Raw genomic sequence first — 18,762 nt, forward strand, 5'->3', positions numbered from 1 at the left:
TGAACCCTACGAAATAGGGTTCGTTTCGACTAACAATCAGTGCCTTCTGAAAGTAACAGTGCGTCTTCTAATTCCACACCAAGGTAGCGGATCGTGTTATCTACCTTTGCATGTCCAAGTAAAAGTTGAACCGCACGGATATTTTTTGTTTTTGCATAGACTAATGTAGCTTTGGTTCGTCTCATCGAGTGAGTTCCGTAACTATCAGCATTTAAACCAAGTTTTTTTGCCCATTGACGAATTATAGCTCGATAATACGAATAGCTAATGGGTTGGTTCTTGTGCCTACAACTAGGAAATAAAAAACTTTCAGGTTCAAGATTACTTGTGATAAGCCAGTGGCTAAGGCTTTGTTGAGTTCGTGGTGAACACTTGTTTTAGTTTTCTGCTGTACGCAATGGACCCGTTCAAAAATAGAACCTTGAGATGATACGTCATAGACATGAAGGTTTAATAAATCACTTGCTCTTAGCTTACTATCAATAGCCAGATTTAGAAGTGCCAATTGCATGAGGTTTCCCTCAATTTCTAACCTTGTTCGTATACGCCAAATTTCCTCTAACCTGAATGGCTTTTTGACTCCAGTTAAACGATTTTTGTTAAGTACTTGCATGATGAGATCCTTGCATGGTTTAGGAATTTAAACCATAGCAAGTGAACTATTGTATCCTTGCTTCATGCACTGATTAATCCGAAGGGAATAATCATTAATTAAACTAATGGAAGACGAATTGAAATAGGTATTTACAAATCCATTTGAAACTCATCTTGGGGCAAAAGTGACTCACATCTTTACAGTATCTATGACCCAGAAAGACGTAGGGTAAAGTCTTGGCTCTTAGCGAGGTTTTTACTATTGGTCGTAAAATTAGTGACTTAGCCGAAAATTCTGTGATGGTAAGCATCCTTACTCCCACTGGCAAATTTTCTTTGTAGATATACTTCTCGATAGCTGGTTGGATATACAGTATAATAATGAGGATATTTGTGGAGCTCAGTTTGTTTGTAATGAGCTTTTGGGTAACATAAAGCTAATGGTGACTTTAAGTACTTGGTTGCCTGTGTTTTGGGTGTAATGAAAATGCTGAAAAAAATCATACACATAGACCTTGACTGTTACTATGCCGCAGTTGAAATGAGAGATTATCCTGAGTTAAGGGATATACCATTGGCGATTGGTGGCTCCCAGAATCAGCGTGGTGTGATCTCAACATGTAACTATATTGCGCGAAAATATGGTGTTCGCTCTGCAATGGCGACCGCTCATGCTCTGAAACTATGCCCAAATCTAATGGTTATAGGTGGAGATATGGAAAAGTATAAGGCTGTATCCAAGCAGATCCATGCAATCTTTGCTCGTTATACCGACCTTATTGAGCCTATATCGCTTGATGAGGCTTACCTTGATGTGACAGATTCTCAACTATTTAGGGGGTCGGCAACATTAATCGCAGAGGATATTCGAAAGGCCATTGAATCAGAATTAAACCTTACGGCCAGTGCCGGAATAGCCCCTATCAAATTTGTTGCAAAGGTCGCTTCCGATATTAATAAACCAAACGGAATTTGTGTCGTAACTCCAGATGAAATAGACAGATTTGTTGACGATCTAGAATTAGGCTTAATTCCCGGTGTTGGTAAGGTAACACTGGAGAAGCTGCATAACCTTGGTTTGTACCAAGGTATTGATGTTAAAAATTACGACCAACACATGTTACTCAAACATTTTGGTAAGTTTGGCAGTTCCCTATGGGAGCGCTGCCATGGAATTGATCGTCGAGAGGTAACACCAACAAGAATTAGAAAATCCCTTGGTGTTGAACGGACATTTGCTCAAGATATTCTGACTGAATCAGAATGCCTAGAAGTTATTGAATCACTATATGATGAACTAGTGAGACGATTCAGTAAGGTTTCTCATGATAAAAGAATAATCCGTCAGGGTCTTAAACTTAAATTCGATGACTTCCAGCAAACAACGGTTGAACATAAACAAATCAGTCTTGATAAAGCTTTTTTCTCTGCTTTATTAAAAAAAGCTTGGGCGCGAGCTAATGGCCGAGGAATTCGTCTTATTGGATTAAGTGTAGGGTTAGAACCTCAGGAAGGTCAGTCCAACACCCAGATGACCCTCAAGTGGTGAAAATGTAAGTGTAAATGAAGCGTTTGCGAGGCATTTATCTTACGAATCTCGTGAATTTTCTGTAAGTGGATTATGTAAGTATATTTTTTAGTTTAACTATATATTTTTAAAAATTATTTGCTCATTATCTCACTAAAATTTACATTTTTTACCCGATAGTCTTACCACGCAGCTGTAGAAATGCGAGATAACCCATCTTATAGAAATCGCCCGCTCGCCGTCGGGGGACATGAAAAACAGCGCGGGGTTTTGAGTACATGTAATTACGAAGCTCGCAAGTTTGGTATTCGTTCTGCAATGCCAACAGGAAAAGCGCTGCAGCTTTGCCCCAACCTGTTGGTTGTCCCTGGGAGAATGTCGGTCTACGTCGATATATCGAAAAAGATCCGCGAAATTTTTTCTCGATACACATCCATCATCGAACCTCTTTCTTTGGATGAAGCTTTCCTTGATGTCACCGATTCCAAGCAATGTCATGGTTCGGCCACACTGATTGCAGAGGCGATTCGTCACGATATCTGGAATGAACTCAACTTGACCGCTTCGGCTGGCATCGCTCCAATAAAGTTTCTAGCGAAAGTAGCGTCAGATATGAACAAACCTAACGGACAGTTTGTGATTCCTCCACAAGACGTACAAGCCGTGATTGATGAGCTCCCACTCGAAAAGATTCCCGGTGTTGGCAAGGTCAGTATCGAAAAACTGCATCAAGCAGGCTTCTTTACTTGTAAGGATATTAAGGAGTCTGATTATCGCGATCTATTGCTCAGGTTTGGCCGTCAAGGTGCATCACTATGGAAGCGCAGTCATGGAGTTGATGACCGAGAAGTTATCATCGAACGTGAACGAAAATCGGTAGGTGTGGAGCGCACCTTTACTCAAAACATTTCTACCTACGAGGAATGTTGGCAGGTGATCGAAGATAAGCTGTTTCCTGAGCTTGAAACTCGTCTCGAAAAAGCCAGCCCAAGTAAAGCGATCATCAAGCAGGGTATTAAGCTCAAGTTCGCCGATTTCCAGCAAACCACAATTGAACACATACACGCCTCTCTTGATCGCGAACACTTCAAAGAACTGTTAAGTGAAATACTGAAAAGACAACAAGGGCGAGAAATACGCCTGCTTGGTTTGAGCGTGATGCTACAACCCAAAGACCAGATGCGTCAGTTGAGTTTCTTTTAGGCTGTCTTGTTTAGAGAGCAATAAGAATAGAGGGTAAGTGAGAATAGAGAGTAATGAGATGTGCACTGACTAGACTTCATAGCCTAGCCAGTTTCTATATCAATACGTGAGATGCCTTACCTAGGAAGTTGCTTAACTCGCGCTAAGGTATCACTGAATGGTTGCTGTTCTAGCTTACCATAACCGACCATTTTGCTGGCTTTAAGCTTGGTTGAAAGCGGGGTTGCTATTCCGCATAGAAAACGCGTAATGGCTTCGTCGGTGATCAATTGTTGGCTCTTAGATACAAATTCATGAATCCATGTCATTACGGTTTCGTCGTCAACGGGTTCAACATCGACGGTTGGTAATATTGCCACCTCACCACGGCATACCGAGCAATGACCACATTTTTTTGGTGCCTTATCATCGGCAAAGTAGCTCGCTAGGCGTGAGCTTAGACAAGTGTCTGCCTCAAAGAAGCTCAGCATTTGGTTAAGACGGTTTATTTCACTGTTCTCTTTTTCTTTAAACAATTCAGTTAGACGTTCCGATAACTGCATCATGTCTTCAGAGGTGTTGTGGATCGCATATACATCTGTGATCTGCTTACTTTCCAACTCAATCCAACCTTGTTCATTGAAATAATCGATTGCCGCAATCACACGTTGACGATCTGTCTGGAAATGTGTCCACAGCGCATCGAAGTCGACTTGGCACCAGACTCTGGCTTGAGGCGAGCACTGGAAAATCGCTTCGACAAAATGACGACGTTCGCCTTGGAACTGTTCGGTGATCTGCTGTTTCGGGCGAACGAACTTAAATTTGTAGTCAGCAAAGTAGCTGTACTTCGGCTCAATTACACCTTCAATTTCAAGATACACCAGTAGCGTTTTTAGCGGTAACTGACGAACGTTGGATTCACGTGATAGCTGGTTAAGCATAATCTCCCATTGGTTTGAGCCAGAAACGCCAATGTTTTGATTTTCGTAGATTTCTTTCAATACTGCTTGGGTCGATATGTTGTCTGGCGTATCGCCAAATACGAAGTTCTCTAGTGTACTGAGGCCGTACTTGTTGGCGAGAAGAATACATTCTGAAGGCTGGCCATCTCGGCCTGCTCGACCGATCTCTTGCGAGTAGTTCTCTATCGATTTAGGTAAATCAAAGTGGATGACTCGGCGAATGTTGGATTTATCGACGCCCATACCAAACGCAATGGTGGCCACGATACAGTTCACGTCATCATTCATGAATTGATGTTGAATTACATCTCGGTTTTCAGGCTTAAGACCTGCATGATAAGCAACAGCATTTACGCCAGCGTTACGAAGTTGCTGAGCCACCATCTCTGCTGTTTGTTGAAGGGTGACATAAACAATAGTCGGAGCAAGAGAAGCTTGATTAACGACGTTGCACAAGGTTTCTAGTTTGCTGGTTTGCTCGCAAGGTTGAATTGAGAGGTCAAGGTTTTCACGATAGAAACCGGTAACGACAACTCGATCTTCATCGATATCAAACTTAGACTTCATATCTTGGATAACTGATGTGGTCGCGGTTGCTGTCAGCAGCAGTACCTGAGGAATATTGAGTTGTTTTTGGTACTGGGGAAGCTTTAGGTAGTCTGGTCTAAAGTTATGTCCCCATTCTGAAATACAGTGCGCTTCATCGACCACCAGTAACGAGATCGGCACTTGGGAGATAAACTGGCGAAAGCGTTCGTTCTTCAAGCGTTCAACGGAGATCATGAGGATCTTGGTGTCTCCGTTACGTACCGACTGCATCACTTGTTGGGTGGTTTGTCTGTCTTGGCTTGATTCGATTGCAGCTGCGCTAATGCCTTTGCTGTGCAAGAAGCTGAGCTGGTCTTTCATTAAAGCTAACAGTGGCGATATCACTAAGGTTAAATGTGGCAATGCTAGCGCTGGCAATTGATAGCAAAGCGACTTACCTGATCCGGTTGGGAATATGGCCGCCGTCGAATGACCAGATAGAACATTATCAATGACTTGCTTTTGCCCATTACGCAGTGAGTCGAATCCGAATACTTGTTTTAACTTCTGCTCAATCATTTATGTTCTACCTGAATTATTAAGTGTCGTATTGATGATAAAGCGAGCGTCCATTCATGATAGCGTCGCTTGATGAATCAAATGTCTTGCACCTGATTGTACCTAATTCTATTCTGTAGCTCCTATAGAAAAGCACCCCAATAGTATGAATAAGTCTGAGCTTCGCCAAATAATCTTAGAGCAACTCGAATCCCGGTTAAGCATCGCACAATCTGCGACTCAGCGAGCTATTGATGCTGCCACCGATGAAGAGACCGTGCCAGAGCACAAGTACGATACCTTAGCGTTAGAAGCCTCGTACCTTGCCCATGGACAAGCGATGCGGGTTCAAGAGTGTGAAGATGACATCCAGTGTTACCGAAACCTCGTATTACGAGATAGTGAAAGAATTACCGTCAGCAGCTATGTTGTGGTCATTGACGAACATGATGAACATAAGCACTTTTTCCTAGGGCCAAGAGTCGGTGGGCTTTCTGTTACATGGAACGAAAATGAGATTGCCATCGTGACGTCGAATGCACCATTTGGTCAGGCTCTAATGGGCAAAGAAGTCGGTGATGAAATTGAGTTTAGGGTCGCTGATAAACAGTTTTGCTATGAAGTAGTATCGATTGACTGAATGACAGGCTTATAAATATAAACGTTTTTCTGACAAAGAAGCATAAACTAGCGGTATAGTCGTTGGGCAGATTGATGAGAGGGTGTTATGAAAAAAAGCGTATTAATTGCATCATTAACAGTGGCTACCACTGTTGTGAGCCTGCCAACTTTTGCAGCTCAGTGTCGAGTTGATTTGAAAAATGAACTACGAATTGACGAGCAGAAAGTCGAAATCCATCAAGTAAATGGTGATACAGCTATTCTGGATGGCAATAACGATCTTTATATTCATGGTGAAAAGGTCGCACTTGATGCCGACCAACAAGCGGCAATTGAAAAATACCGCGACAGCATGAATGAGTATTTACCACGCGCAAAACAAATGGCGAATGACAGCTTAGCCTTGGCGAATGATGTTATTGATGACATCGCTGCCAGCCTAGATTCTCCAGAGTCGTTTGATAATGTAAAAGAATCAATGAAAACGTACTTTGCTGAATTAGAGGCTCGTTATTATAAAGATGGCGAGTTAGTCCTACCGGCTAATAGTTTCGATTCGATGGCCAATGGTTGGTCTGAAGATTTCGAAAAGGCTAAGGAGATCTTTAACCAAGAGTTTATCTCCAGCGCTTTTAATGCGATGTCAGAAAAAATGAAGCAAGACGGCGGACTAAATCTGACCGAAATGGCTGATAGCATGGCTGAATTAAAGCTTAAAGTTGAAGAGCGAATGAAAGAACACTCTCAACAAGTGCAAGAGGAAGCGAATGAGTTCTGTGATTCACTTGATGAGATGGCAGAACAAGAGCAAGAGCTGCATGAAATCATTCCGAACCTAAAAGACTATCAAGTATTCACGATCTAATCTGAATTGACTGATGAATAACAAGAGCACCGTTTGGTGCTCTTTTTGTATGTATGTGCTTATGGATGTAGGTGTTTATGGATCTATGAATTCAGCCGCACGAGCATTTAACCCGATATATTTTCTTCGTTTCTTCGTTTCTTCGTTTCTTCGTTTCTTCGTTTCTTCGTTTTCCTAGGTCTACATCTTGACTGATCGTTATTTGGCGAACGATAACACCGGTAGATTGTTAACTTTGCGGTTGTAAATAGCGCATTGATTGTAAAAATTAGAGAATTGTTCATTTATTGGTTGTACCTATCATTGCTTTTGATTACTGTACTTCTAAACTAGTTCACTGATTTTTGATGCGGGCAATATGGACCAACAATCTTCCTCTTCAAGAGAGCATTTTAGCTCTCGTTTGGGTTTTATTTTAGCAGCGGCGGGTGCAGCTGTTGGCTTAGGTAATATTTGGGGTTTCCCAACTCAAGTTGCCAGTAACGGTGGTGGCGCTTTTCTGCTTGTTTACCTAATCATGATTTTCGTGGTTGCTTTCCCGATGCTGGTGGTTGAGATGGCGATTGGCCGCCATGGTCAAGCGAACCCTGTCGATAGTATGCGCTCGTTGACGACAAATCCGTTAGGTAAGAAAGTCGGTGAATTTGTCGGTTGGATTGGCCTAAGTGTCCCAAGTGCCGTGTTAGCCTTTTATAGTATTGTCGGCGGTTGGTTGATTTGCTTCCTAATTGGTGCAGTCGCTGATCTGATGGGTTTAGAGGCTGCTGCTGATTGGTTTAAAGGCTTCAGTGTTGAGCGAAACGTATTTGGCACTGTCGCATTCTATGTGCTGACTATCTTGATTGTTCAGGGCGGTGTTAAGCAAGGCATCGAGAAATGGTCGACTCGTTTGATGCCTGCGCTATTTGTTTTGTTTGGCTTACTGTTTGTTTACATCATGACGCAAGCTGGCGCGCTGGAAGGCCTGAAACATTACCTAGTTCCAGACTTTGAGAAAGTTTGGGACAGAAAACTGATTCTAGCGGCAATGGGGCAAGGTTTCTTCTCGCTGACTATTGGCGGTTGCTCGATGTTGGTTTATGGCTCTTACTTAAGTAAGAAAGAGAACCTGCCAAAAATGGCAATGAACGTTACCTTAGTCGATACCGCTGTTGCGTTTATTGCGGGTTTAGTCGTCATGCCTGCAATGTTTGTAGCGATGCAGAAAGGGGTACAAATCTACGCTGAAGATGGCTCATTATTAAGCTCTGACACGCTAGTATTTACGGTTCTGCCGTTGATGTTTGATAGCTTAGGCGTACTTGGTCAGATCTTCGCGATTGTTTTCTTCTTATTGCTAACGATTGCAGCACTGACTTCATCGATTTCGATGCTTGAAGGTCCCGTAGCACTAGTGAGCGAGCGTTTCAATACCAGACGAACGCCTACTAGCTGGGTAATTGGTGGTGTTATCGCGTTGTTTAGTGTGGTGATTGTTTATAACTTTGCCGCGATGTTTGGCATGGTTGCGATGATAGCGACTCAGTACCTTCAACCGGTCGCAGCACTGATGTTCTGTGTGTTTGGTGGTTGGGTATGGAGTCGAGCTTCTAAGGTGAAAGAGCTTGAGCAAGGTTGCCCTGATTTCCAATTGGGTCGGTTTGGTAAGGTTTGGCCAATGTATGTGAAGTTTGTGTGCCCAATCCTAGTCGCAACGGTTATCTGGGCATCTTTCGGCTAACGCTGATCCCTATCTGGACTCTCTGTAAACCCTCATAAGAACTTGAAACGTTAAGCACAGAGCCACTCATGAAGAGTGGCTTTGTTGTTTTTAAGTGGCACGAACAAGATAGAAAAAAGGCGCTGAACATAATAGTCAGCGCCTTCGTATTTCTAGTTAAGCAATCGTGATTACTTAATTTCCATACCTTGAGCCTGTAAGTCTGCATGGTAAGAAGAACGTACAAACGGACCACAAGCGGCGTGAGTGAAGCCTAGCTCTAGAGCAATTTCTTTCAGCTCATCGAACTCAGAAGGCGGCACGTAGCGTTCTACTGGTAAGTGGTGACGGCTTGGTGCTAGGTATTGGCCTAGTGTCAGCATCGTTACGCCATGTTCGCGAAGATCTTTCAGTACTTGAACGATCTCTTCTTTCGTCTCACCAAGGCCCATCATCACCCCTGATTTTGTTGGGATAGTTGGGTGCTGTTCTTTGAATTTCTTCAATAGATCAAGAGACCATTTGTAGTTCGCACCTGGACGCGCTTTGCGGTATAGACGCGGCGCTGTCTCTAGGTTGTGGTTGAAAACATCTGGCGGGTTGTCTTTCATTAGATCAAGCGCAACGTCCATACGACCACGGAAGTCTGGTACCAGCGTTTCGATACGAATATTTGGGTTTTGTTCGCGAATTTCACGGTTACAGTCAGCAAAGTGTTGAGCACCGCCATCACGCAAGTCATCACGGTCAACTGAAGTGATTACTACGTACTTCAGTTTCATGTCTTTAATCGTCTTAGCCAGTTTCTTCGGCTCTTCTGCTTCAGGAGCAACAGGGCGACCATGGGCAACATCACAGAACGGGCAGCGACGAGTACAGATAGCGCCAAGAATCATAAACGTTGCCGTGCCGTGGTTAAAACACTCGGCTAGGTTAGGGCAAGACGCTTCTTCACAAACTGAGTGCAGGTTGTTTTTACGCATTGCTGATTTGATTTCTTGAATACGATGGCTGTCTGAAGGAAGTTTAATCTTCATCCATGCAGGCTTACGTAGAACTTCTTTCTGTTCAGCAGGCATATTCTTTACGGGAATTAATGCCATTTTGTCAGCGTCACGATATTTAACGCCTTTTTCCATTTGGATTGGTTTGCTCATGATTTTATGCTTCTGCTGTAATGTTACTGGTGGCTTGAATGTCTACTTGGTCATAGCCGAGTAGTTCTACTAGCTCTTGTATTAACTGTTGCTCAACGTTTTCTAGTTCACTTGGTCCGCCGAGTTGGCTTACCTGCGCCATTTCCATGCCTTGGTAACCGCATGGGTTAATGCGTAGGAATGGAGACAGGTCCATATCGACGTTGAGTGCTAACCCGTGGAACGAGCAGCCACGTCGAATACGTAATCCGAGTGAACAGATTTTCTTGCCATCGACATAGACACCAGGAGCGTCAGGTCGGGCAGTTGAATTTATATTGTAAGCTTTCAGAGTGTTGATTACGAGGTTCTCAATATGAGTCACCAAATCACGTACTCCGAATTTTTTGCGGCGGATGTTAATCAAAAAGTAAGCGACTAACTGACCTGGGCCGTGATAAGTCACTTGGCCACCGCGATCGCTTTGAATGACAGGGATATCACCAGCATTTAGTACATGCTCGGCTTTGCCTGCTTGTCCTTGAGTGAAGACAGGGTTATGTTCAACCAACCAAACTTGGTCTACGTCTTCTTCTGTGCGTTCGTCTGTGAACTTATGCATGGCTTTCCATACAGGTTCGTAATCCTGACGGCCTAATTTTTTTACGATTAGCTTATTTTGCAAAGTAGCACTCCCCCAAGGATTAATAAAGTGAACGCATTATAAACGCGAAACATGATTCTAACTACAGACGGACTGCAAGGTTTTTCAACTTTCTTTGTATTTATTGAAAATTAAGTTGAATGAATTTGACCTAGATAGGGTGCTTCAAACAAAAACAGCGGCAATAAGCCGCTGTTTTTCATGTGTAATCGGAGATTACAGAACCATACGAACGATTTCTATCTCGCCCAGTTCTTTATAAAGCGTTTCTACTTGCTCAATTGAAGTCGCCGTAATATTTATAGAAACAGAGTGGTAGTTACCTTTCGCACTCGGTTTTAGCGTTGGGCTGTAGTCACCAGGAGCGTGACGCTGGATCACTTCTAGCACTAGCTCAGTAAGTTCTGGCTTTGCATAGCCCATTACTTTGTAAGTGAATGAACAAGGGAACTCTAAGAGATCTTTTAGTTTTGCATCAGAATTGATGTTCATGAATAGCTCCAAAAGGCTAGACTCTCGCAAATTGGCGAAATGTCGATAAAAAGCGTGTTCGGTCAACAGACACGAGTAATAGGGCGGAATATTACGTGTAAATATCTCTGAACTCAAGATCAACAAAAGCCGCACATGGCGGCTTTTAGTTCGTCAATGAGTAAATAATGAACTTACTCATTGAGTTAGCTTTGCACTGAGCTTGTGTATTGCTTAGAGCAAAGCTTTGACTGGTTTAGAATAAACCCTTAAACAGCAATACTAGGTAGTCCCATAGACGACTAAATAAGCTGCCTTGGTCTACATCTTCAAGTGCAAGTAGTGGGTATTCAGCAACGTCTTCACCATCAACTTGGTAGAATAGTTTACCGACAACATCGCCTTTGCTGATTGGTGCTTCTAGTTCCTTTTCAAGAACGAAGCTTGCTTTTAGGTTCTTAGCTTGACCACGAGGTAGGGTAACGAAAGTATCTTCGTCGACACCTAGTGCAACTGTATCCTTGCTACCCATCCAGATCTTCTCTTCTACGAAGGTTTCACCGGCTGTGTGTGGCGCCACTGTTTCGAAGAAACGGAAGCCGTAGCTAAGCAGCTTTTTGCTTTCTGTTTTACGAGCGTTAGCATTTTTAGTTCCCATCACAACAGCAACTAGGCGCATTTTGCCCTCGGTTGCTGAGCTTACTAGGCTATAACCTGCCTTGCTTGTATGGCCCGTTTTGATGCCATCAACGTTCATGCTCTTATCCCATAACAGACCGTTACGGTTGTACTGGGTGATGCCGTTGTAAGTAAATTTTTTCTCTGAGTAGATACGGTACTCATCAGGAACATCGCGAATCAGCGCCTGACCAAGTAGCGCCATATCATAAGGTGTTGAGTATAGATTCGGGTTGTCTAGACCGTGCACGTTAGCAAAGTGCGTGTCTTTCATGCCGATAGAGCTTGCCCATGCGTTCATTAGGTCAACGAATGCATCTTCAGAACCAGCAATATGTTCAGCCATTGCAACAGTAGCATCGTTGCCTGATTGAATGATGATGCCACGGTTCAGTTCTTCCACTTTAACCGTTGTGCCCACTTCAATGAACATTTTCGATGAATCTGGGAAGTTTTTAGCCCAAGCATTTTCACTGATTACAACATCGTCGTTTAGATTGATGTTGCCACGTTCTAGCTCTTGGCCGATCACGTAGCTCGTCATCATCTTGGTTAAACTTGCTGGAGAAAGTTGAGTGTTCATCTCTTTCTCTGCTAGTACTTTGCCTGAATGGTAATCCATCAGAACAAAACCTTTAGCGGCGATTTGCGGTGCATCAGGGACTACAATTGGAGCGGCGAATGACGATGTAGCTATCGTTGCAGAAAGAGCAACAGAAGTAGCAAAAATCGATTTAACAAGTTTATTAGATTTAATCATTTTGAATGCAATTATTTGGTGAACTATTCATATATTAACAGAATCACTCTGTCACACCAGAGCGCTGATTACCAGAAGTAACTGTTAGATTAATTAGCGGGTTAGTGTGTGTTTTTTTATATAAGCTGACGGGTAACCCATTAGCTTAACTTGTTCTAATTTCTCTTGAGTCAGAGCATAGTCATGAAATGGCCCAAGCATCAGACGGTAGTTATCGTCATTTGGCTGCAAGAACGTTGCTACAGCTAGCTTTTCGCCTAGATCTTTAGCTAACTTCTCGGTCCTATCTTCATGTGGAGAGGTGGCGACCTGAATAATAAATTGAGGCAAAGCGGCCTTTTTATTCGCGTCGGTTGGCATCGCCACTGTGATGACTTCTATCTCAACATTTGCGGTGCCGGTTCTCAAGACATCGAGCTTGTAAGCTGCCGCATAACTAAGGTCAATGATTCGGCCTTCGTGGAATGGGCCTCGGTCATTGATACGAACAATCGTCGCTTTATTGTTATCGGTATTCGTCACTTTTACATAGCTCGGAATCGGCAATGTTTTGTGCGCTGCCGACATGGAATACATGTCGTAGATCTCGCCATTTGAGGTTAAATGGCCATGAAATTTCTTACCGTACCAAGATGCTTTTCCTTTCTCGGTAAACCCTTCGGTTTTTTTTACGATCTTGTAGTCTTCACCACGCAGAGTGTAATTAGTGTTTCCGCCCAAACTATAAGGTTCATATTGAGGGTGAGCGTCTTCTAAGTGCTCCACCGATATAGGTGCATCCGGTGCAATATCTGAATCAATATCGTAGCGACCGGTTGGCTTTTGTGAAGAACAGCCGTTGATTAAAATCGCTAAGCCTAGGATAGAGGCTATTTTTTTGATTGGCAGCTTATCAAAAGATGCTTTTTTTGGAAACGTTGTAATAGACATCGATTAGGTCGCCTTTGAGAATGCTTTTCTGTGTGTATGGATCGACATTAAAATACCAAAACCAGCCATAAGGGTAACCATTGAAGTACCGCCATAGCTAACGAGAGGTAGAGGAACACCAACCACGGGTAGAATACCGCTTACCATGCCAATGTTTACAAAGATATAAACGAAGAAGCTCAGTACAATACTGCCGCCCATCATTCGACCAAATGCCGTTTGAGCTTGGCTCGCGAGCACTAAACCCCGTCCAATAATGAATAGGTAGATAGCAAGCAAGAACAAAATACCAATCATGCCCCATTCTTCGGCAATTACCGCAAAAATGAAGTCAGTGTGGCGCTCTGGAATGAATTCCAATTGAGATTGAGTACCTTGTAGCCAACCTTTTCCTGATACACCACCAGAACCTATCGCAATCTTACTTTGGATGATGTGGTAGCCCGCACCTAATGGATCTGATTCAGGATCAAAAAGGGTTCTTACTCGTACTTTTTGATATTCACGCATCAAGAAGAACCATAATATTGGGATAAATGCCCCTAACGCTATGGCGGCACTGGCAATGATTTTCCAACTTATACCAGCCAAGAATATTACGAAGATACCGGATGCGGCGATAAGGATGGATGTACCCAAGTCGGGTTGCTTAGCGATTAAAATGGTAGGTACAAACACCATCACTAGCGAGATCGCTAATGTTTGAAAGGTTGGCGGCAGTGATCGTTTACCGATAAATCGAGCCAGCATCAAAGGTACCGCAAGCTTTAATAGTTCAGAGGGTTGGAATCGAACAAAACCGAAATTTAACCAACGTTGGGCACCCTTAGATGCTTCACCAAAGAACAACACGCCCAAGAGTAAGATGACACCACCTGCAAATAACAGCGGGGCCAAGGTTTCATAGGTACGAGGCGAAAGTTGCGCTAGGAAGATCATGACACCTAAAGACAGCACCATACGCATTGCTTGGCGATCCATCATCGCAAGACTTTGTCCGCTGGCGCTGTACATGATCAATAAGGCAAAGCCCATCAACACCAGAATACCGAGCAGTAATGGTAGATCGATATGGAGCCTTTCAAACAAGGCTCTATTTCGTCCAGTAGAAGGATCAAGTTTCATTATTTTGTTGCCTTACTTTCATCTTCTTCAGCGAGAATAATATGGTCTAATATTTTTCTAACGACAGGGCCGCCATTTGATGAGCCACCACCTGCGTTTTCTAATACGATAGTCACAACCGCTTCTGGATCTTCAAAAGGAGCATAACCCGTAAAGAGTGCATGATCGCGTAAATGCTCTGCGATTTCGTCCGCGTTGTATTCTTCGTCTTCTTTGAGACCGAATACTTGCGCAGTTCCTGATTTACCAGCGGTTTGGTAAGACATCTTTTGGAATGAACGTCTTGCAGTACCTTTCTTACCGTGGTTTACCAGTCTCATGCCTTCTTGCGCGATATCCCAGTATTTCTGCTTAACACCAGTGATTGGAGGATAAGTTTCGATCTCTGATACTGTTTGGTCATCGAATGGCTGACCATTATCGATCGTCGCACGTAATAGGTGAGGCGCTGTTACTTCACCTTCGTTGACCAATACGGACGTGGCTTTAGCGATTTGCATCGGTGTTGCCGTCCAATAGCCTTGTCCGATACCAACAGGGATGGTGTCACCTTGATACCAAGGCACACGGTGTCTTGCCATTTTCCATTCACGAGTTGGCATGTTGGCTTTACTTTCTTCGTAAATATCAATGCCTGTGTAGTCACCAAAGCCGAATAACATCATCCATTGAGATAAACGGTCGATACCTAGATCAAAGGAGATTTGGTAGAAGAAGGTATCAACTGATTCTTCAATCGCTTTCTCTATATCAACAACACCGTGTCCCCAACGTAACCAGTCGCGAAACGGCTTGGTTTTGGAGTTAGGTATTTTCCAATAGCCTGGATCATTACGCGTTGTATTCGGTGTAATCACACCTTCTTGTAGAGCAGCAACGGCAATAAACGGTTTGATCGTAGAAGCTGGTGGATAAATACCCAATGTGGCACGGTTAACCAAAGGTCGATCTTTGTTCTGTAGTAGAGCGTTATAACCTTTAGAGGAGATACCATGTACAAAGGCATTTGGGTCGTAGCTTGGGCTAGACACCATTGCTAACACGCCATTGTCTTTCGGGTCAAGAACGATGGCAGAGCCACGGCGTCCATCGAGCAGTTTGTGCACGTATAACTGAAGATTGATGTCTAAGTTAAGTACAATATCTTTACCCGGAACCGAAGGGACAAATTTTAGTGTGCGAATGACTCGTCCACGGCTGTTTACTTCAACTTCTTGATAACCCGCGGTGCCGTGCAGCATGTCTTCGTAGTAGCGCTCAATACCAAGTTTACCGATGTCACGTGTTGCTTTGTAATTGGCGTCTTTTTCTTCTCGTACTAAGCGTTGTATATCGCGATCATTGATGCGCGATACATAGCCAATAACGTGAGTCAGTACATCACCATACGGATAAAAACGTTTTAATGTGCCTGTTACCTCAACACCCGGAAATTTATGCTGGTTTACAGAGAAGACCGCAACTTGCTCTTCGGTGAGCTGATTTAGAATAGGCACTGACTTGAAGCGTCGTGAATTGCGGCGGTCGCGATTAAAACGCTCGATACGTTCAGGTGGAATCTCGATTAACGTTTGTAGACGGACGAGCGTGTCATCCATATCTTTGATTTTTTCGGGCGTAATTTCTAGGTTGAAAACGGGGCGGTTTTCGGCAAGAAGTACACCGTTGCGATCGTAAATCAAACCACGGTTAGGTGCGATTGGAACGACCTTGATACGGTTGTCGTTAGAACGGGTTTTATAGTCTTGATATTGGTTGACCTGAATGTTGTACAGGTTAACAACCAACATCGACATCATGACTATGATCCCCGCAAACGCAACAAAAGCACGACTAGTAAATAGTCGTGCTTCTGCTTTGTAATCACGGATTTGGCTACGTTTACGTAACATTAACGCTTATTCTCGATGATAAGGGTGGTTAGCAGTGATGCTCCAAGCTCTATACAAGCTTTCCGCCATGATAACGCGTACTAATGGGTGAGGGAGAGTAAGCGCCGATAGAGACCAGCTTTGGTCTGCAGCCGCTTTACACGCAGGCGCTAATCCTTCAGGCCCGCCAATAAGGATAGAAACGTCGCGTCCATCCAACTTCCAACTTTCCAATTGTTCTGCCAGTTGTGGGGTATCCCACTTTTTACCTGGGATATCAAGCGTGACAATGCGGTTGCCTTTTGGCACTGCTGCCAACATTGCTTCGCCTTCTTTTTGAAGAATACGTGCAATATCAGCATTTTTACCACGTTTTCCCGCAGTGATCTCAATGAGTTCTAATGGCATATCATGAGGGAAGCGGCGTTTATATTCTTTAAAGCCTTCTTCGACCCACTTTGGCATTTTTGTACCAACTGCGATTAACTGGATCTTCAACGCTTAGCCCCAAAGTTTTTCTAGTTGGTACAGCTCTCGATGTTCTTCTTGCATAACATGAAGCATGCTTGTTCCCATATCTAGAACAACCCATTCACCTTCTTGCTGCCCGTCCATGCCTAGTGGTTGCATACCAGCTTTACGCACTTCATCGGCAACGTGTTGTGCGATAGAGGCAACATGGCGCTTAGAGGTGCCAGTACAAACAATCATGTAATCAGTAACACTTGATTTGCCTTCTACATCGATAGTCACAATCGATTCTGCTTTCATGTCGTCGGCTTTGTCTGCAAGAAAATCTTTTAGTTCTTCACGTAACACGGGGTGTTCCTTTAATCTGAATTTAGCTTTTTAGGATCTGTTGACCCTAGAATATACCACGCTTTTATACGTGAAATGGGATTGAAGCTGAAGGGATACAAAACTCTACGCTTAACTGATGAATTAGTGGCCAAGGCGACTGTTCATATTGAGTTTTTGTCATCAATTCGGCTTGAGTCAGCAACGCAAACAACGAATGTAATTGAGAAATCGAAACTCTTGTTAGCGCAGCGTTATAAAGAGGCTTTTTAGATTGCCAGATACGGTGTTTTTCGAATACTTGGCCGATCGGCATCTGTTTCATTTGTTGCTGCATTTGTAATAGCAAGGCAAGTTCACGTTGTATGCTACGCAGTAAAATGACTGGTTCTACACCTTCAGCTTCCAGTTGTCTTAGAATTCGTTGTGCACGATTACCTTTTCCAGCCAGTAACGCGTCACTCCAATGGAATGGAGTAAAGTGGTTGTGGCGGCTCAGTGATTCTTCTAAGCGTACTAGGGTAAGTTTTCCGTCAGGGTATTGGAGCGCTAGCTTTTCTAGGCTTTGAGTGAGAGCAAATAGGTTACCCTCGTGCCATTGTGCCAGCATTTGAATCGCTTCAGGGTCTGGAGATAAGCCTATTTGACGGCAGCGCGCTTGGACAAACTGAGGTAAGCGGCTGACATCTGGCGTTAGGCAACTGATCCAGTGACCCTGATTAGACAGTGCTTTAAACCATTTAGCACTTTCTTGAGCCTTGGTTAACTTCGTACCAATCAAGACCAACAGAATATCGCTGTGGATATGCTCTGAGATTGCCAGTAACTCTTTGGCTATCGCCGCATTGACCCCGGACTCTGGCAGTTCAAGCTCGATGATTTGGCGGCTAGAGAACAGGCTTAATGCTTGAGTACAGTCATAGACTTGATTCCAGTCCAGACTGTTATCAATAGCAAAGCGGTGACGTTCATCAAAGCCTTGCTGTTTTGCAACCTTTTGAATCGCTTCTCGACTCTCTTGTAACAACAAAGGCTCGTTACCGAAAATGAGGTAAACATTACTTAACTGTTTAACAAGTTGCTCTGATAAGCGGTCAGCAAAAATACGCATCAAATAAACCTATTGTTCAGCTGATTCGACGGGCTCTGTCGTTTCCGTAGAACTTGGATCTATTTCGACGTTCTTGATGTTGTATTGTTTCTCAAGCTCTTTCACTTGAACGTGTTCAAGTTGGTCTAGGTTCATACTATCAGCTGCGATGTTCGCTTTTAGTCGAGCCATCTGACGAAGAATTTGGCTTGTTGCAAGCTTACGCATTTCATCTTCAATCATGTCGCGCTCAACCGATTTCGCGAGTGCAGTTAACGGGTTGTCTAGGTAACTACGGGTTACGCTCGTTGAGAATGTTTTGTCTCCAAGCTCTGGTATCGTTACACGATAAGATGCATTGAAGGTTAGTTCTATTTCTGCCGCACGAGTGTTTTGGTATAGGGATAATGTTCGCTCACCAACGCTTTCACCAATAATGTGCAAGTTAGGTGTGTTTTCTGCGGGCGGTACGATTTCTACATCATTCATACGTAGCTGACCTTTCATCATACGTGTAAACGTACTGTATTGGTCGTAACTGGTCACAGAGATCTTGTTGAGTTCTTCTGGTACAGAATAGTCACCACGCAGGTGGAAACCACAGGCACTCAGTAGGCTAACGGTTAAAACAACAACAGTAACTTTCAATGAAGATAGTGAAATCAGGCGCATTATTTGATGGCTCTCATGAAGGTAGAA

The 18,762-nt window shown here is 43.6% G+C and carries 16 protein-coding genes and 2 pseudogenes; 5 read left to right on the forward strand and 13 right to left on the reverse strand.

Going from position 1 to position 18,762, the window contains the following annotated elements; genetic code table 11:
• Positions 1-29: 29 nt before the first annotated feature.
• Positions 30-613 (reverse strand): annotated as a pseudogene (locus AC3CIA_RS03595) (tyrosine-type recombinase/integrase).
• Between the two features lie 468 nt (positions 614-1,081).
• Between AC3CIA_RS03595 and dinB (AC3CIA_RS03600) the strand changes: the two are divergent.
• Both dinB (AC3CIA_RS03600) and dinB (AC3CIA_RS03605) read left to right on the forward strand, forming a co-directional pair.
• Positions 1,082-2,143: a DNA polymerase IV gene (dinB, locus tag AC3CIA_RS03600; RefSeq protein ID WP_372096714.1), complete on the forward strand. Its 1,062-nt coding sequence runs from the start codon at positions 1,082-1,084 to the stop codon at positions 2,141-2,143.
• 162 nt (positions 2,144-2,305) lie between these two features.
• Positions 2,306-3,325: pseudogene (gene dinB / locus AC3CIA_RS03605) on the forward strand (DNA polymerase IV); the annotation flags it as partial.
• A gap of 116 nt (positions 3,326-3,441) precedes the next feature.
• On the opposite strand, the gene AC3CIA_RS03610 reads toward dinB (AC3CIA_RS03605), so the two are convergent.
• Complete coding sequence (locus AC3CIA_RS03610; RefSeq protein ID WP_488518528.1) at positions 3,442-5,376, reverse strand: RecQ family ATP-dependent DNA helicase; 1,935 nt, start codon at positions 5,374-5,376, stop codon at positions 3,442-3,444.
• 145 nt (positions 5,377-5,521) lie between these two features.
• Here AC3CIA_RS03610 and AC3CIA_RS03615 point away from each other — a divergent pair, with 145 nt between their 5' ends.
• The 3 genes from AC3CIA_RS03615 (at position 5,522) to AC3CIA_RS03625 (ending at position 8,561) form a co-directional block, all read left to right on the forward strand.
• Positions 5,522-5,995 (forward strand): GreA/GreB family elongation factor, encoded by a 474-nt coding sequence (locus AC3CIA_RS03615; protein WP_054548038.1) that lies wholly within the window; start codon positions 5,522-5,524, stop codon positions 5,993-5,995.
• Between the two features lie 87 nt (positions 5,996-6,082).
• A complete protein-coding gene (locus tag AC3CIA_RS03620) occupies positions 6,083-6,841 on the forward strand; it encodes a YggN family protein (RefSeq protein WP_488518529.1) in 759 nt (252 codons plus the stop codon).
• 358 nt (positions 6,842-7,199) lie between these two features.
• Complete coding sequence (locus AC3CIA_RS03625) at positions 7,200-8,561, forward strand: sodium-dependent transporter (RefSeq protein ID WP_474355790.1); 1,362 nt, start codon at positions 7,200-7,202, stop codon at positions 8,559-8,561.
• Positions 8,562-8,731: 170 nt separating this feature from the next.
• On the opposite strand, the gene lipA is transcribed toward AC3CIA_RS03625, so the two are convergent.
• From lipA to AC3CIA_RS03680, 11 genes are all read right to left on the reverse strand, one after another.
• Positions 8,732-9,697 (reverse strand): lipoyl synthase, encoded by a 966-nt coding sequence (lipA, locus tag AC3CIA_RS03630; protein WP_004735240.1) that lies wholly within the window; start codon positions 9,695-9,697, stop codon positions 8,732-8,734.
• Between the two features lie 4 nt (positions 9,698-9,701).
• On the reverse strand, positions 9,702-10,361 hold the full coding sequence (lipB, locus tag AC3CIA_RS03635; protein ID WP_017079937.1) for a lipoyl(octanoyl) transferase LipB: 660 nt from the start codon (positions 10,359-10,361) through the stop codon (positions 9,702-9,704).
• A 195-nt stretch (positions 10,362-10,556) separates the two neighbouring features.
• Complete coding sequence (gene ybeD / locus AC3CIA_RS03640; protein WP_017079938.1) at positions 10,557-10,832, reverse strand: DUF493 family protein YbeD; 276 nt, start codon at positions 10,830-10,832, stop codon at positions 10,557-10,559.
• A gap of 235 nt (positions 10,833-11,067) precedes the next feature.
• Positions 11,068-12,249 (reverse strand): serine hydrolase, encoded by a 1,182-nt coding sequence (locus AC3CIA_RS03645; protein WP_017079939.1) that lies wholly within the window; start codon positions 12,247-12,249, stop codon positions 11,068-11,070.
• 93 nt (positions 12,250-12,342) lie between these two features.
• Complete coding sequence (locus AC3CIA_RS03650) at positions 12,343-13,179, reverse strand: septal ring lytic transglycosylase RlpA family protein (RefSeq protein WP_488518530.1); 837 nt, start codon at positions 13,177-13,179, stop codon at positions 12,343-12,345.
• Positions 13,180-13,182: 3 nt separating this feature from the next.
• Positions 13,183-14,304 (reverse strand): rod shape-determining protein RodA, encoded by a 1,122-nt coding sequence (rodA, locus tag AC3CIA_RS03655; RefSeq protein ID WP_004735244.1) that lies wholly within the window; start codon positions 14,302-14,304, stop codon positions 13,183-13,185.
• A complete protein-coding gene (gene mrdA / locus AC3CIA_RS03660) occupies positions 14,304-16,196 on the reverse strand; it encodes a penicillin-binding protein 2 (RefSeq protein WP_054548034.1) in 1,893 nt (630 codons plus the stop codon). The genes rodA and mrdA overlap by 1 nt, the downstream gene beginning before the upstream one ends.
• A 6-nt stretch (positions 16,197-16,202) precedes the next feature.
• Complete coding sequence (rlmH, locus tag AC3CIA_RS03665) at positions 16,203-16,673, reverse strand: 23S rRNA (pseudouridine(1915)-N(3))-methyltransferase RlmH (RefSeq protein WP_004735246.1); 471 nt, start codon at positions 16,671-16,673, stop codon at positions 16,203-16,205.
• 3 nt (positions 16,674-16,676) lie between these two features.
• A complete protein-coding gene (gene rsfS, locus AC3CIA_RS03670; protein ID WP_004735247.1) occupies positions 16,677-16,994 on the reverse strand; it encodes a ribosome silencing factor in 318 nt (105 codons plus the stop codon).
• 64 nt (positions 16,995-17,058) lie between these two features.
• A complete protein-coding gene (gene holA / locus AC3CIA_RS03675; RefSeq protein ID WP_488518531.1) occupies positions 17,059-18,084 on the reverse strand; it encodes a DNA polymerase III subunit delta in 1,026 nt (341 codons plus the stop codon).
• A gap of 9 nt (positions 18,085-18,093) precedes the next feature.
• Positions 18,094-18,735: an LPS-assembly lipoprotein LptE gene (locus tag AC3CIA_RS03680; protein ID WP_488518532.1), complete on the reverse strand. Its 642-nt coding sequence runs from the start codon at positions 18,733-18,735 to the stop codon at positions 18,094-18,096.
• Positions 18,736-18,762 lie beyond the last annotated feature (27 nt).

Source organism: Vibrio sp. QJM3NY_27, from assembly GCF_057785955.1.

Bases quoted from the DNA above. Each gene is read 5' to 3' on its own strand.
- dinB (WP_372096714.1), top strand. From the start codon at position 1,082: ATGCTGAAAAAAATCATACACATAGACCTTGACTGTTACTATGCCGCA.
- AC3CIA_RS03610 (WP_488518528.1), bottom strand. From the start codon at position 5,376: ATGATTGAGCAGAAGTTAAAACAAGTATTCGGATTCGACTCACTGCGT.
- AC3CIA_RS03615 (WP_054548038.1), top strand. From the start codon at position 5,522: ATGAATAAGTCTGAGCTTCGCCAAATAATCTTAGAGCAACTCGAATCC.
- AC3CIA_RS03620 (WP_488518529.1), top strand. From the start codon at position 6,083: ATGAAAAAAAGCGTATTAATTGCATCATTAACAGTGGCTACCACTGTT.
- AC3CIA_RS03625 (WP_474355790.1), top strand. From the start codon at position 7,200: ATGGACCAACAATCTTCCTCTTCAAGAGAGCATTTTAGCTCTCGTTTG.
- lipA (WP_004735240.1), bottom strand. From the start codon at position 9,697: ATGAGCAAACCAATCCAAATGGAAAAAGGCGTTAAATATCGTGACGCT.
- ybeD (WP_017079938.1), bottom strand. From the start codon at position 10,832: ATGAACATCAATTCTGATGCAAAACTAAAAGATCTCTTAGAGTTCCCT.
- AC3CIA_RS03645 (WP_017079939.1), bottom strand. From the start codon at position 12,249: ATGATTAAATCTAATAAACTTGTTAAATCGATTTTTGCTACTTCTGTT.
- AC3CIA_RS03650 (WP_488518530.1), bottom strand. From the start codon at position 13,179: ATGTCTATTACAACGTTTCCAAAAAAAGCATCTTTTGATAAGCTGCCA.
- rodA (WP_004735244.1), bottom strand. From the start codon at position 14,304: ATGAAACTTGATCCTTCTACTGGACGAAATAGAGCCTTGTTTGAAAGG.
- mrdA (WP_054548034.1), bottom strand. From the start codon at position 16,196: ATGTTACGTAAACGTAGCCAAATCCGTGATTACAAAGCAGAAGCACGA.
- holA (WP_488518531.1), bottom strand. From the start codon at position 18,084: ATGCGTATTTTTGCTGACCGCTTATCAGAGCAACTTGTTAAACAGTTA.
- AC3CIA_RS03680 (WP_488518532.1), bottom strand. From the start codon at position 18,735: ATGCGCCTGATTTCACTATCTTCATTGAAAGTTACTGTTGTTGTTTTA.